Raw genomic sequence first — 12,869 nt, 5'->3', positions numbered from 1 at the left:
TGGTTTTATTTTATGTTATTCGATTGTGTAACAAAGGTGTCGAGCGTTTTTTGTGCATCTTGACCATTCAACAGAGCCTGCATTGCCGGGAACCAGTATGTCCGCATTTCGGTAAAGCTCGGTACTGTGTTGTAGAATGCACCAAAGAATTTCACTGCATTAGCATTCCACTTTTGCTCGTCTGTTTTGAGCTGAACCTTGATCTTGCTGCTTACCGGGAACAGACCGGTTGCTTCAATAACTTTCGGCGCCCATTCGGGATCGGTTGCGATAAAGTGTGCTAATTTCTTTGCAGCCATGATCTTTGCCTCATCTCCGTTATTGAATACACAGGTACCGCCTACGATAAACTCAAGTACAGGATTGCCTGCATCGTTCGGGAAGGGCATAAAGATAGAAGTAAATTTTTTGCCGTTGTAGTTGATTTTAGATTCGTTGATGCGTTCAAGCTGCAATGAATACAAAATGGTGCTTGCTGCATTGGAAGAACAATACATATCAATTGCATCGCCAGCCTGCAAAGCAGAACCGTTCATCATCCAGCCTTCTTTTACTGCATTTTGCAGCCACTGAGCATTCTTAACAGCATTTGCATTGTTAAAGGTATATTTTGTCAGATCCTTGTTCATCAGCGGGGCATTCCCATAGAGGTTCACCATAAATGCACGGGTGCCCTGATCTCCACCCTGGGACTTTGCGTAGAACACAGCCGGAACCTTTCCTGCGGGCAGTTTTTCTTTTAATGCCTTCAAAAGGTCTTCGTACTGCTTTAATGTCCACGTTCTATCCGCAGTTTTGTACGGAAGCATGTCCAAAAGACCTAAGTCTTCAAGCATTTCTTTATTGAAAGCCATCATAAAGCCGCCTGAGTGTACCGGGTACATATAGAACTTGCCGTCTGCGCCCTTCGATGCTGCCAAAGGACCTGCTGCCAAATTGGCTTTTTCCATACCGACTACATCATCAAGCGGAGCAAGGATGCCGTCATTACCCCAAGCGATAACACGTCCGGGTGCGTCATAGGTAAAGTCAGGCGCTGTGTTGGACGCAATAGCGGTGGTAATTTTAGCAGGACCGTCTGCATAAGAAATCATTTCGAAGTTGACTTTAATACCAGGGTTTTTTGCCTCGAATGCGGCAATTAAGTTCCGTTCAAAGTCTCCTTCTCCGCCGAAGTTCGGGAACTCCCACCACGTGATGGTAACGGGACCATTGCTGCTTGCTGCAGCATTATTATCACTTCCGCCCATTGCAAAAACAGCGGAAGTCAGCAGTGCAAATCCAAGCACACAGCTGAGTAGTTTTTTCATGAGAATCCTCCTCAAATGTTTATATTATAAATACTACGCGGTAAACATTGTTTTGTCAAATCTTTTTTTATCGTTACGATAGATATTTGATTAAAAAGCAGCTTTATCGAGTATTTTTATTCGTGCCGAAGGTTAAGGCTCATAACTCACACCGGGGGTGTTAATTCAACCGGAACTATTTGCCGTTTTCCACTATTTTGAGTACATTTTATCTGCCTTTGAATATAAAAATACGAAAGGCTCACAAGCGGCGGCGTTTATTTTTCAATATGTTGCATAATAATATTGCATAATAGCGGCAATAAACAGTTTGACCCGCTTACAAATAAATCTGAGGGAATTCTCTAAATAGTGAAGTGTTTAGCAGTTCCCGTATTAATTTGAGGTATAGCATGGCAAAGTATGAGTTTCAAACGGAAGTTAATCAGCTGCTCCATCTGATTATCCATTCTCTGTATTCAAATAAGGAAATATTCCTGCGGGAGCTGGTGTCAAATGCGTCGGATGCGCTCGATAAGCTGAAATATCTGACCGTATCGGATGCCGCGTTAAAAAATCTCCAGTTTAATCCCCGTATCGATATTAGTTTTAACGAAGATGCCGCAACACCAACGCTGACTATCCGCGACACGGGTATCGGTATGAACGATGAGGACATCAAAAACAACCTCGGTACGATCGCCCGCTCCGGCACCAAGGCGTTTTTGGAGCAGCTTGCCGCGGAAGATAAAAAAGACTCCAACCTGATCGGACAATTCGGTGTCGGTTTTTATTCAGCCTTTATGGTTGCATCTAAAATCGAAGTAATTTCTAAAAAAGCAGGCGAAAATACCGTATGGAAGTGGATTTCCGACGGCAAGGGCGAATATGAACTAGAGCAAACCGATGATTCGGCATTCCCGCTCATTGATGATGTTCCCGAAGGGGCAAGCGGTACCTGCATCACCCTGTATCTGAACAATGAAGATTCCGAATTTGCAAGCCGCTGGAAGATTGAAGACATTATCAAACGCTATTCGGATCATATAGCCTTCCCGATTTACCTCCATTATATTCACAAAGAATATGATGATAAGGGCAATGAAAAATCGCAGGCGGCAAAGAGCGAGCAGATCAACGATGCAAGTGCGCTGTGGCAAAAACCGAAATCTGAGCTGAAAGACGAGGACTACAAGAATTTTTACAAATCGATTTCGCACGATTCTAAGGATCCGCTCCTGTACATCCACACCAAGGCGGAAGGCACGCAGGAATACACCACGCTCTTTTATGTTCCGGCAAAGGCGCCTTTTGATATGTACCATGCCGACTACAAGCCCGGCGTAAAGCTCTTTGTAAAGCGAGTGTTCATTACGGAGGACGAAAAAGAATTGCTGCCGGTGTATCTGCGGTTTGTGCGCGGTATTATCGACAGTGAAGACCTGCCGCTCAATGTCAGCCGCGAAATCTTGCAGCAGAACCGTATTTTAAACAATATCCGCTCAGCATCGGTAAAAAAGCTTTTGGGCGAATTTAAAAAGCTCGCGGAAAATGATAAGGAAAAATACGAAACCTTTATCGCCGAATACAACCGTCCGTTAAAAGAAGGTTTGTACAGCGACTATGAACACCGCGACGAGCTTTTGGAACTGATCCGCTTTAGAACAACGAATGAGGAAAATACGTGGACGAGCCTTGCCGACTATGTACAGCGGATGAAGGAAGGGCAAAAGGCGATTTACTATATCACCGGCGGCGATGAAAAGGCGCTGAGGCAGTCCCCGCACTTGGAAGCATACAAGGCGAAGGGCTTTGAAGTGCTGATTATGCCGGATGAAATCGACGATATTGTAATTCCCTCTGTCGGCAAGTATAAGGATTGGGAACTCAAGGCTGCAAACCGCGCCGGCTCCGACGAAGAGCTGAGTACTGACGAAGAAAAAAAAGAAGCAAAGCAGAAGGAAAAGGACTTTAAGCCGATTGTCGAAAAGATTAAAAACGCGCTCGGCGATGCGGTAAAAGAAGTACGCCTTTCCAAGCGGCTTGCCGACTCACCTTCGTGTATCGTAGTGGACGAAAACGATCCGAGCTTACAGATGGAGCGCATGATGCGGGCAATGGGGCAGCAGCTCCGCGGCGAGGTAAAGCCCATTTTGGAAATCAATGCGGAACACCCTATCCTGCAGCGGCTCAAGGATACCGATGACGAAGCGCTCATTGCCGACACCGCATTTGTGCTGTTAGATCAGGCGCTGCTGCTGGAAGGCAGTACGCTCAAAGACACCGCCGACTTTGTAAAACGCTTGAACAAGCTGCTTGCACGGTAACGGTAAAAAAAATCCCGATAGAAAGACTCTCTTTCTATCGGGATTATAGCCTCAAGCTCTCTGGACATGGTTTTAAACCGCAACGCAGCTTGTCTGCGTTGTCGGCTTTGAAAACGGTGTTATGCGAATACAGCTTGTCTTTGCGTTAATACACCACGTTCTTTTTCTGAATTCTTTGCAAGAAGATATACGCAATATTGGTTCATACTTACTCCTTCCTTTTTAGAATCTTCGGCAAGAGTCTTATGTAAAGATTTTGGAATACGCAGCTTGAATTGACTGGAATAAGAATCTACACTTTCCGGTTCTGCAATTTCAATATTTTCTTCAATGGCAGCCAAGAACCACTCCTTTTTTGCATCTTCTATATTATTAACCACATCAGAAATTGTTGAACCGCATGTTATACAACCAGGGAGGTCTGGATATGAAGCTACAAAACCTAATTCTTCTGAATCCGGAACAATTTCCAGTTTATATGGCATTTTCATATATTCATCAATTGTTTTCATATCAGTCCTCCTTTCCCTTGTGCTCATCTTCTGATTCTACAACCTCTTTTACCATTCGTACATAAACAATTTTTATCGGTTCATGTTTTGGAATGGTAATCGGATTACAACCATCTTTCCGAAAAGTATAATGACTGCTTCCTTGTTTTGGCTGTGTCATTCTATAGCCGTAACTTTGTAGAACTTTCTTGAGTTCTGCAAAACGCATATCTTTATCAAGAGATAGTATTTTAGCCAGCAGTTTTTCCCATTGAGCCACGGCTTTATTATAAATGGGGTTATATATGGTGTCAAGCAAATGTATTTTTAGAAAGATTAAAATACAGTATATTCTCCAAAGCGTAACATTTGCTTCCATTTTTTTTAAGCAAATTTGGTTTGCTGGAAAAACAGTACTTATCCCTTATATACTATCGCCACTATTTCTCCTAAAATAACCAGCCAGGCGGGCTGTGCGTATAACTGCCGCTTAACCTGCATTGCCGCAAAGGCAATGTCAGGTTGAAACGGGTGTTAGGTTCTTCTGTAATCTGACAAAATGTTATTTAAATCTCTTTTCCCATATGAAATATGTATTACCGTTGCAATCTCTTTTTCCACGACATAAAAGATAGAATAATTACCTATAGAAAAATAATGAACTCCCATCGAATACCAAGGCTCGTGCGGGTAAAGATGGTAGCTTTTCGCCATAAAACTCAAATTATCTATAGCTGCATAAAGTCTACTTAAAACAGCATCTGCATTAATTTTCGATTGTAATTCATTTAAAATATAACCATAAATCTCTGCTATATCATTTTTTGATTGATCTGATAAAACTACTTCCATTATGCAAACCGACTTTCTATTTCTGTAAAAGCTTCTCTAATAGGAGTAACACGACCTTCCTTCATATCATCAAATCCTTTTTGCATTTTCGCTTCAAATTCTTTATTGGATTCAATTAAGAGACTCTGATCTTCCTGTGCATATTGATAAAAAAGAAAATCAAGATATTTTGAGACATCGCCGAGACAAGATTCTGGTAAAGTTTTTATCTGTTCGATAACTGTTGCATAGGACATCAGATCCCCCTTATTTAGGATACTTTAACATATTTTCCGAAAGAGTTCTATAAATAATACTAAAAATCACAGGGGTTTCGCATTACAACTATAAACTCATAGTTTATAATAACTTCTACGCTTTACGTTTTTATTATATTTTATAACAAGTTATTATTATACAATGATTTAGATAGTTATAATACCGAATCTATAGATAAACTTAGCACACCATATCATTATTTGTTTTACCTATCAGTAAATTTTAAGACATGAGAAAAATCTATGGTAATATTCCAACAGGTGCCGCTTTGCGGCATCAACCTAACATATCTTATGCCTCGCCTCGATAATGTAATATCGGAGTGGGGGCATCGCAAATAAAAAGTGATGTATTTGCCGGATACTCATGCAATCATTTGGTAAAAATCCCGATAGAAAGACTTTCTTCCTGTCGGGATTACAGCCACATGTACTGAAACAGCACTCAAAAGAATATCCTGTATATTATTTTTCAGGCTGGTGTGCTGCTTTTATTCGTGCGATGGATTAATACTCACAAGCCGCGTCGGGGATGTTGATTCTGCATTCCCGGCGCTCGCTGTCATTACATCCAATGATAGGCGTTCAATTTTTTAGAGCTTTTCTTTCCAGTTATGAATGTTATGAACGCGGTTTATAACAAATACTGTACAAACAGGCAACGAAAAATGCACCGCCTATGATATTTCCCAGTGTTACAGGAATAAGATTATGCACAAAAAATGTATGCCAATTGAGCGATGCAAGCATTTCTGCGGAGAGCTTTGATGCCGCGGCATATTCCGGAATAACTTTAGCCATAATACCGGCAGGAATATAGTACATATTCGCAACACTATGTTCAAAACCGGAGGTAATAAAAAGCCAAATCGGAAAAAAAGCGCCCAGCATTTTACCGGTCATATCCTTTGCACCATAGCACAGCCAAACCGCAAGGCACACTAGCCAATTGCAGAGTATTCCTAAAAAAACAGCTTGCATAAACGTGAGTGAGACCTTTGAGTACGCAATTTTGATGGTGACTCCTCCTAAGAGATGAGCCCCATGGGATAGCTGACCGCTTTTTACAATAAGGAACGCAATAAAAATTGATCCAGCAAAGTTTCCGGCATATACGGTAAGCCAATTTTTTGCCATAGCCAGAAAAGAAACTTTTTTATCCATATAGGCAGCGGTTATTAAATTATTTCCGGTAAAAAGCTCTCCTCCTGCAAGCAGCACAAGCATAAGCCCCACGGGGAAAATCAGTCCGGCGATACATTTACCCAAACCATACAGTTCCGGCTTTATCAAGAAGCCAAATGCCGCCATGTTGGAACCTTCTGAAGCAAAAGCGATAAATGCTCCTGCCATAAAGCTCAAGATCAGCTGCTTGTACAACGGATTCCCAGCTTTTATAATCCCCTTTTCAATGGTAACCGCCAGTATTTCATGCGGATCGTAATAAAGTTTTCCAGTCATAATGAGCAATGATAATAACCATATTTTAAATTAAGTAAAGTATACTTTTTTATACAATTCGGCAGAAGAGCTGATTTTCCGGTTTGCCTCAGGGTATTCGGTATTACGGTAACAGAGAGGGTGGACATCTCTAAAAACTTGGTTAGATTTTCAGAAGATGCCACATCAGCAAAGCTGATAACAAGTCTTTACATTGTTATGACCGTAAAAACCGCCACAGATGGCGGTGGTTCTACGCAGTAGCGATATTTCGGCAAATATGTATACTGTTCATTTTACCTTGACAAAATAAGAGTTTCTATCATAAAGTAAATTGGCAATTTGCCGGAAAATAATGTTTTAGGGAGTCTTCGCAATGAAACAACTGAAATTTTTACGATTATTCACATGCGTATCGGCTTTGGCTGCGATGATGCTGGTATCATGTACCAGTACGCCGCAAGGAGAATCTGCTCAGTCTGCAGAGAATTGGAAACCGTATGATAAAAACGGTGAAATGATTAGAACCGACAGAAATGCAAGTGGTAAAGTCGGTGTTGTGTCTACCAGTAAGGTTGAAGCAAGCAGAATAGGAGCGGAAATTTTAAGAAAAGGCGGTAATGCGATCGACGCTGCGGTTGGCGCAGGCTTTGCGCTCGGTGTTGTTGAACCGAACTCTTCCGGTTTAGGCGGCGGCGGTTTTATGTTAATCAGAATTGCCAAGACCGGAGAAACCGTTTTTATTGACTTTAGAGAGCGCGCTCCGCAAAAGTCATCACCTGAGATGTGGACTGTCGGCGCAGACGGAAAGGTTGTGGGAAATCAGAAACTGGAAGGCGGAAAGGCTGCTGCTGTTCCGGGAGAGGTTGCCGGTCTTTTGTATGCACTGGAAAACTACGGAACAATGACACGGGAACAAGTCATCCGTCCAGCTGCTAATCTTGCAAAAAACGGATTCTATGTAACCCCCACCTTATCGAACGACATGAAATCTCAATTCGACAAATTGGAAAAATATCCTGAATCGGCAAAGGTCTTTTTGAATAAAGAAGGACTGCCCTACGAAGTGGACGATCTTTTTACAAACCCCGATATGGCAAAAACCTTGGATATCATCATCAAGAATGGAAAAGACGGATTCTACAAAGGCGAGGTTGCAGAAGCCATTGTAAAGACGCTTAATAAGTATGACGGGCTGTATACAATGGAAGATTTGGCAAATTACAAGCCCTTGGTACGGCAGCCGGTTAAAGGTACCTATCGCGGATATGAAATTATTTCTTCACCTTCTCCCAGCTCAGGCGGTGCAATCGTTATTGAAATTCTCAATATTTTGGAAAACTTCGATGTCGGTTCGTTAAAAGTAAACTCACCCGAGTATCTTCACCTGTTCTCAGAAGCATACAAACTGGCGTATGCGGACAGAGCAAAGTACATGGGCGACAGCGACTACACACCGGTTCCAATGAAGGGCTTTGTATCTAAAAAATATGCAAAGGAAATTGCAAAGGACATCGACCTTAAAGTATCACATGAAAGCAAAGCTCATGATCCGTGGCTCTATGAATCTGAAGATACTACTCACTACTCCATCGCTGATAAAGAAGGTAACATGGTGGCAATTACCAAAACCGTTAACGGTTTGTTTGGAAACACCGTTGTAGTTGACGGCTATGGATTTGTTATGAATAACGAGATGGATGACTTTGTACTCGGTGCAGGACACCCCAACTCGGTAGCTCCTAACAAAACACCGCTGAGCTCTATGTCTCCGACTATCGTATTAAAGGATGGCAAACCCTTTATGGTACTGGGTTCACCGGGAGCAACAAAAATTATCAGCACGGTATCGCAGGTTATCAGTAGAGTAATCGACCACAAGATGGGTATGCAGGAAGCAATCGACACCCCGCGTTTGTGGGACAATACCTCTAACAAGATCAATGTTGAAACCCGTATTTCCGATGAAACCATCAAGCAGCTTGAAGAAATGGGGCACAAAGTAAACAAGACCTCCGAGTGGGATAGAGGCATGGGTTCCGTACAGGGCGTACTGTATAAGTCAAACGGAATGCTTGAAGGCGGCGCTGATCCGAGAAGAGACGGCAAGGCATTAGGACTCTAATTGTTTATACAAAGCCATTTGGTTTTAAGCAGGGTATTTTCCAAAACCGCTTGTGATTTGGAAAATACCTCAAAATTATGCTAAGGAGTGTAAAATAAAAGCCGTACAAATGGCACGGCTTTTATTTACCCTAGTTTGCTCAAACGCAAACTAGTATATCATCTGCACGTTCTCACTTCGTTGCGAACGTGCGTAAAAAGTCAATCGAAAGTTCATACTTTCTTCTTGACTTTTTATGGGAGATAAGACACATGAAGAAATTATTTGTTACCCTCGTATTTTTATTGTCGGCATTGGCGCTTTTTGCTGCCCAGTTTGAAAAGCCTGCTACACTGACCTCCGTTGGACAGAGCGCCGATGTGCAGATGGTAAAAGCTCTCTTAAAAAAAGCAGGTATTGAAGCAAAGTTTGATGCATTGATCACTGATGCAGGTTTGAAGGATGAAAAAACCCTCGTGCTGGCAATCGGCGGCAGCTCCAAGGGATTGGGAGCTGCAGGGATAAAGGCAGAGGATGAGCTTGCCCGCGCAGAAAAGCTGATTAAAGCAGCAAAAGCAAAAAACATTAAAATTATTGGTCTGCACATTGGCGGCGAAGCACGAAGAGGAGAACTTTCTGATAAGTTCGTAAAGGTTGCGGCTCCTTACTGCGATTACTTAATTGTTGTCAATGAAGGAAATAAGGACGGTCTTTTTACCAAAACAGCTGCCGAAAAAAAAATACAGCTGGAGACTGTTCCCAAAATCACCAATGCTGTTGAGCCTTTAAAAAAGCTTTTCCAGTAAACTGTTCAGCAACCGCTCAAAATAGCAATTTTGAGCGGTTGTCTTTTTGTGCGGAATTTTTCTAAAATCCCGCACGCTTTATTTTTAGCAAAAGGGTAATTGCATCAAGTAAAGAAATAAGAATAGCAGAATAAGGAGGTTGGGCAACCATTTGAGTTGCGCAGCAGCGAAATTCTGGTTGAACAGCCTCCTTATTCTGCGGGGGCACAGAAACAGCTTGATGAAATTACCCTGTAGAGGAATTGTATGTCAATTGAGTTGATATTATTTTTAGCGATGATTGCAGTTTTTGCAATCTCCTGCTTTACATTCAAATTACCGGTTAGTTTAGCGATGGTACTTGCGTCTATAACAGGAACCCTTATTGCCGGTAAAGGCATTCCTATTCGCCATTTGGTTGAAGGAATGTTTGGATATTTAGATACCATTTTGGTGATAGCAACCGCTATGGTTTTTATGAAGGTTATTCAAGAAATCGGAACGCTTAATGCGCTCAGCGCAACTATCATTAAACGATTCCACAAAACACCGTGGCTGCTTTTAATCCTGCTTATGTTTATTTCGATGTTCCCCGGTATGATCACCGGATCTTCTACCGCATCGGTATTGACTGCAGGAAGTATTGTTGCTCCGGTTTTGCTGCTTATCGGTATTCCGATGGTAGAAACCGCAACGATTATTGCACTGGGCGGCTTATGCGGTATGATCGCACCTCCGGTCAATATCCCTGCGATGATCATCGGCGGCGGTATTGATATGCCGTATGTCGGTTTCACTATTCCGCTGCTTTTGTTGACCGTACCTGTTGCTATTTTCTCTGTTTTGTTCTTAGGCTTAAAGCACGTAAAGAAAATCGATTATGATACGCTCAAGAATGAAATAGACTTTTCCGCCATCAATCAATACGGATTTAGACTCTATCTTCCCATTCTTATCGCACTGTTTTTGATGACCATGGATAAGGTTCTGCCGAATATTTTCGGGCTTGGAATGCCGCTTATCTTTATCATTAGTGCTGCGGTGGGGGCTTTTTGCGGTAAGAAAATCAATTTCTTTACAGTGTCAAAAAATGCAATCAGCGAGAGCTTACCGGTTATGGGCATATTGATGGGTGTCGGAATGTTTATCCAAACCATAACACTCACCGGTGTGCGGGGCTTTATTGTTGTGAACAGTTTAAGCCTGCCGCCGTCATTGGTTTATATCGCTATGGCAATAACAATTCCTTTGTTCGGCGCTGTTTCGTCATTTGGCGCATCCTCTGTGTTGGGTGTTCCCTTCCTTATGGTCTTCTTGGCAAAAAACCAAATCATCACCGGTTCTGCAATATCGTTTATCGCAGCGCTGGGAGATTTAATGCCCCCGACAGCGCTTGCCGGTATTTTTGCCGCGCAGATTGTCGGTATGAAAGAGTACACACCGGTGTTAAAGAAATCGCTGATCCCGGCGCTGGTTATCATCATCTATTCTATTGTGATGATTATCTTCTCAAAAGAATTAGCGGCGCTCATCTATTAAGCCGGAAAGGAGCACTATATGATGATGTATATCTATTTAGCCATACTGCTCTATGTGCTGGTAATGGTTGTAGTCAATCTTGTCACAGAAAAAAGTATAACGAAGCAATTAAATGCTGCGCTTGTTATTATCCCGCTTATTCTCAGGCTTTTATTTATAAAATAACGGAGGAAAACAATGAAAGGATCAAAAATAACCGGCATTATTCTAATTGTTTGTGCGCTGGGTATTGCCTTTGCTGCAGGGCGGGAATTTTTAAAAACGCGGGAGCAAGAGCCGATTGTAAAAGGCGAAGGGGTTACCTCAATGCAGCGTTTGAGCGACTACCTTCCGGCGCTGAAAGGTACGCGGGGTGATAGCGATGTCTATGTGCTGCAGGGAGCAGAGCCGGGAGGCAGCGTATTGATTTTGGGAAATACGCACCCGAATGAACCATCCAGTTTTTTAACAACCGTACTGCTTATCGAAAACTTGAAAGTTGAAAAAGGTATGGTGTATATACTCCCGCGGGCAAATGCCAGTGCGCTTTCTCATAACGATCCGCAGGAAGGCTCTCCGCAGCGCTATACCATTAAGACCCCTTACGGTGAACGCTGGTTTAGGTTCGGCTCCCGTGCGACAAACCCGCTTGACCAATGGCCGGATCCCGATGTGTATATCCATGCAGCGTCCGGGCAAAAGCTGTCTGGGAATGAAACTCGCAACTTAAACCGGGCGTATCCGGGCAGACCTGATGGAACCTTTACGGAAAAAGTCGCATTCGCCATCACTGAAATGATCAAGAAAAACGACATCAATATGACGATTGACTTGCATGAAGCATCGCCTGAATATCCTGTCATTAACGCAATTGTTGCGCACGAGCGGGCAATGGCGATTTCTTCGCAGGTTGTTATGAATATGGAGTTTGAAGACATCCAGATCGGACTTGAACCTTCCCCTGCAACTCTGCACGGACTTACGCACAGAGAGTTGGGCGATTACACGAACACGTATGCAGCTCTCATGGAGACAGCGAATGCCTCACAGGGACGGCTCCGGGGTAAGACTGACGAAAACCTCGTACTTACCGGAAAAGACCCGATGTATGTAAAAGCTCAAAAAATCGGACGGCTGTTCGTTCCCTATGATGAGAATGGGCATCCGATCGAAGAGCGGGTAGGACGGCACTTAACCGGTGTTGTCCAGCATATTGAGGTTATGGGGGAAAATGAACCGGAGAAGGAAATCCTTCTGGGCGGATTGCCTTCGTATGCAGATATCCTGCAAAACGGTGTAGGAGCCTACTTAAAAGAAGTAAAAGAATAACCTGCTGTTTGGTTAAAAAGAGGGAGCAGGGCAACCGCACGAGGAATAGACCTATTCAGAAACGTAAGACCCGAGCAGGTTTAATAGGTGCGGTTGCCTTTCTGTCATTAAAAACGTGAAATAGCAATCGCGATGCTCTCTATAGGGGATTCGCTTGGTGCTATTTGTAACATTCCCGGTCTTTCTTTCACAGAAATCGAATACTCACAAACCTCGTTACACATTCCGCATCTGTTCTCTGATTCGTACGGGGGAATGCTCATATGCCGTATCTCCAGCGCTTTTGCAAATAGATGGCGTAGATACAAGGAGTTTAGCAAAAAAGTACCGCAGGCACGCTCAAGAATGTACCGCCTGTACATTCTTTAGCTGCGAGTTCGCAATGCGAACTCGATTCGGCTTGGAACCAGCGGTATCCGTGACAAGTTCAAAAATTGACCTCCTTGTCAATTTTTGAACGCGAGTTTTTGCTGCGCA

The 12,869-nt window shown here is 42.9% G+C and carries 12 protein-coding genes; 6 read left to right on the top strand and 6 right to left on the bottom strand.

Annotation, left to right across the window (positions count from 1 at the left end; all coding sequences use genetic code 11):
- Positions 1 to 5: 5 nt before the first annotated feature.
- Positions 6 to 1,310, bottom strand: a complete 1,305-nt coding sequence (locus ACTTJ8_RS01600; protein ID WP_442719481.1) for an ABC transporter substrate-binding protein — start codon at positions 1,308 to 1,310, stop codon at positions 6 to 8.
- A 392-nt stretch (positions 1,311 to 1,702) separates the two neighbouring features.
- Here ACTTJ8_RS01600 and htpG point away from each other — a divergent pair, with 392 nt between their 5' ends.
- The gene (gene htpG / locus ACTTJ8_RS01595) at positions 1,703 to 3,616 is read left to right on the top strand and encodes a molecular chaperone HtpG (RefSeq protein ID WP_442715576.1); all 1,914 of its coding nucleotides are present in this window, start codon (positions 1,703 to 1,705) and stop codon (positions 3,614 to 3,616) included.
- A gap of 119 nt (positions 3,617 to 3,735) precedes the next feature.
- Here the strand turns inward: htpG and ACTTJ8_RS01590 are convergent, their stop codons facing one another.
- The 5 genes from ACTTJ8_RS01590 to ACTTJ8_RS01570 form a co-directional block, all read right to left on the bottom strand.
- On the bottom strand, positions 3,736 to 4,128 hold the full coding sequence (locus ACTTJ8_RS01590) for a type II toxin-antitoxin system HicB family antitoxin (RefSeq protein WP_442715575.1): 393 nt from the start codon (positions 4,126 to 4,128) through the stop codon (positions 3,736 to 3,738).
- Between the two features lies 1 nt (position 4,129).
- Entirely contained in the window at positions 4,130 to 4,486 is a 357-nt protein-coding gene (locus ACTTJ8_RS01585; protein ID WP_442715574.1) for a hypothetical protein, read from the bottom strand.
- A gap of 155 nt (positions 4,487 to 4,641) precedes the next feature.
- Positions 4,642 to 4,959 carry a type II toxin-antitoxin system RelE/ParE family toxin gene (locus ACTTJ8_RS01580; RefSeq protein ID WP_442715573.1) on the bottom strand — a complete coding sequence of 106 codons (318 nt, stop codon included), beginning with the start codon at positions 4,957 to 4,959 and terminating at the stop codon, positions 4,642 to 4,644.
- The gene (locus tag ACTTJ8_RS01575; protein ID WP_442715572.1) at positions 4,959 to 5,195 is read right to left on the bottom strand and encodes a hypothetical protein; all 237 of its coding nucleotides are present in this window, start codon (positions 5,193 to 5,195) and stop codon (positions 4,959 to 4,961) included. Before ACTTJ8_RS01575 ends, ACTTJ8_RS01580 begins: the two co-directional genes overlap by 1 nt.
- Positions 5,196 to 5,837: 642 nt before the next feature.
- The gene (locus tag ACTTJ8_RS01570; protein ID WP_442715571.1) at positions 5,838 to 6,677 is read right to left on the bottom strand and encodes a formate/nitrite transporter family protein; all 840 of its coding nucleotides are present in this window, start codon (positions 6,675 to 6,677) and stop codon (positions 5,838 to 5,840) included.
- Between the two features lie 355 nt (positions 6,678 to 7,032).
- On the opposite strand from ACTTJ8_RS01570, the gene ggt reads away from it, so the two are divergent.
- The 5 genes from ggt to ACTTJ8_RS01545 all read left to right on the top strand — a co-directional run bounded on the left by ggt (position 7,033) and on the right by ACTTJ8_RS01545 (position 12,392).
- Positions 7,033 to 8,781, top strand: coding sequence for a gamma-glutamyltransferase (gene ggt / locus ACTTJ8_RS01565; protein WP_442720145.1), 1,749 nt, complete (start codon positions 7,033 to 7,035; stop codon positions 8,779 to 8,781).
- Positions 8,782 to 9,032: 251 nt separating this feature from the next.
- A complete protein-coding gene (locus ACTTJ8_RS01560) occupies positions 9,033 to 9,566 on the top strand; it encodes a DUF6305 family protein (RefSeq protein WP_442715569.1) in 534 nt (177 codons plus the stop codon).
- 246 nt (positions 9,567 to 9,812) lie between these two features.
- The gene (locus ACTTJ8_RS01555) at positions 9,813 to 11,084 is read left to right on the top strand and encodes a TRAP transporter large permease subunit (protein WP_442715568.1); all 1,272 of its coding nucleotides are present in this window, start codon (positions 9,813 to 9,815) and stop codon (positions 11,082 to 11,084) included.
- 18 nt (positions 11,085 to 11,102) lie between these two features.
- Complete coding sequence (locus ACTTJ8_RS01550) at positions 11,103 to 11,249, top strand: hypothetical protein (protein ID WP_442715567.1); 147 nt, start codon at positions 11,103 to 11,105, stop codon at positions 11,247 to 11,249.
- A gap of 12 nt (positions 11,250 to 11,261) precedes the next feature.
- On the top strand, positions 11,262 to 12,392 hold the full coding sequence (locus ACTTJ8_RS01545; protein ID WP_442720144.1) for a succinylglutamate desuccinylase: 1,131 nt from the start codon (positions 11,262 to 11,264) through the stop codon (positions 12,390 to 12,392).
- The last annotated feature ends 477 nt before the right edge of the window (positions 12,393 to 12,869 follow it).

This window comes from Treponema sp. (genome assembly GCF_052169735.1).
Classification (GTDB): domain Bacteria; phylum Spirochaetota; class Spirochaetia; order Treponematales; family Treponemataceae; genus Treponema.
Note: the sequence above shows the minus strand (reverse complement) of the source record. Positions and strands in the feature narration are given on the sequence as shown.

What these genes read in the sequence shown, in the direction of transcription:
- ACTTJ8_RS01545 (WP_442720144.1), top strand. Translation starts at nt 11,262, where the DNA reads ATGAAAGGATCAAAAATAACCGGCATTATTCTAATTGTTTGTGCGCTG.
- ggt (WP_442720145.1), top strand. Translation starts at nt 7,033, where the DNA reads ATGAAACAACTGAAATTTTTACGATTATTCACATGCGTATCGGCTTTG.
- htpG (WP_442715576.1), top strand. Translation starts at nt 1,703, where the DNA reads ATGGCAAAGTATGAGTTTCAAACGGAAGTTAATCAGCTGCTCCATCTG.
- ACTTJ8_RS01570 (WP_442715571.1), bottom strand. Translation starts at nt 6,677, where the DNA reads ATGACTGGAAAACTTTATTACGATCCGCATGAAATACTGGCGGTTACC.
- ACTTJ8_RS01585 (WP_442715574.1), bottom strand. Translation starts at nt 4,486, where the DNA reads ATGGAAGCAAATGTTACGCTTTGGAGAATATACTGTATTTTAATCTTT.
- ACTTJ8_RS01555 (WP_442715568.1), top strand. Translation starts at nt 9,813, where the DNA reads ATGTCAATTGAGTTGATATTATTTTTAGCGATGATTGCAGTTTTTGCA.
- ACTTJ8_RS01560 (WP_442715569.1), top strand. Translation starts at nt 9,033, where the DNA reads ATGAAGAAATTATTTGTTACCCTCGTATTTTTATTGTCGGCATTGGCG.
- ACTTJ8_RS01600 (WP_442719481.1), bottom strand. Translation starts at nt 1,310, where the DNA reads ATGAAAAAACTACTCAGCTGTGTGCTTGGATTTGCACTGCTGACTTCC.
- ACTTJ8_RS01575 (WP_442715572.1), bottom strand. Translation starts at nt 5,195, where the DNA reads ATGTCCTATGCAACAGTTATCGAACAGATAAAAACTTTACCAGAATCT.
- ACTTJ8_RS01580 (WP_442715573.1), bottom strand. Translation starts at nt 4,959, where the DNA reads ATGGAAGTAGTTTTATCAGATCAATCAAAAAATGATATAGCAGAGATT.
- ACTTJ8_RS01550 (WP_442715567.1), top strand. Translation starts at nt 11,103, where the DNA reads ATGATGATGTATATCTATTTAGCCATACTGCTCTATGTGCTGGTAATG.
- ACTTJ8_RS01590 (WP_442715575.1), bottom strand. Translation starts at nt 4,128, where the DNA reads ATGAAAACAATTGATGAATATATGAAAATGCCATATAAACTGGAAATT.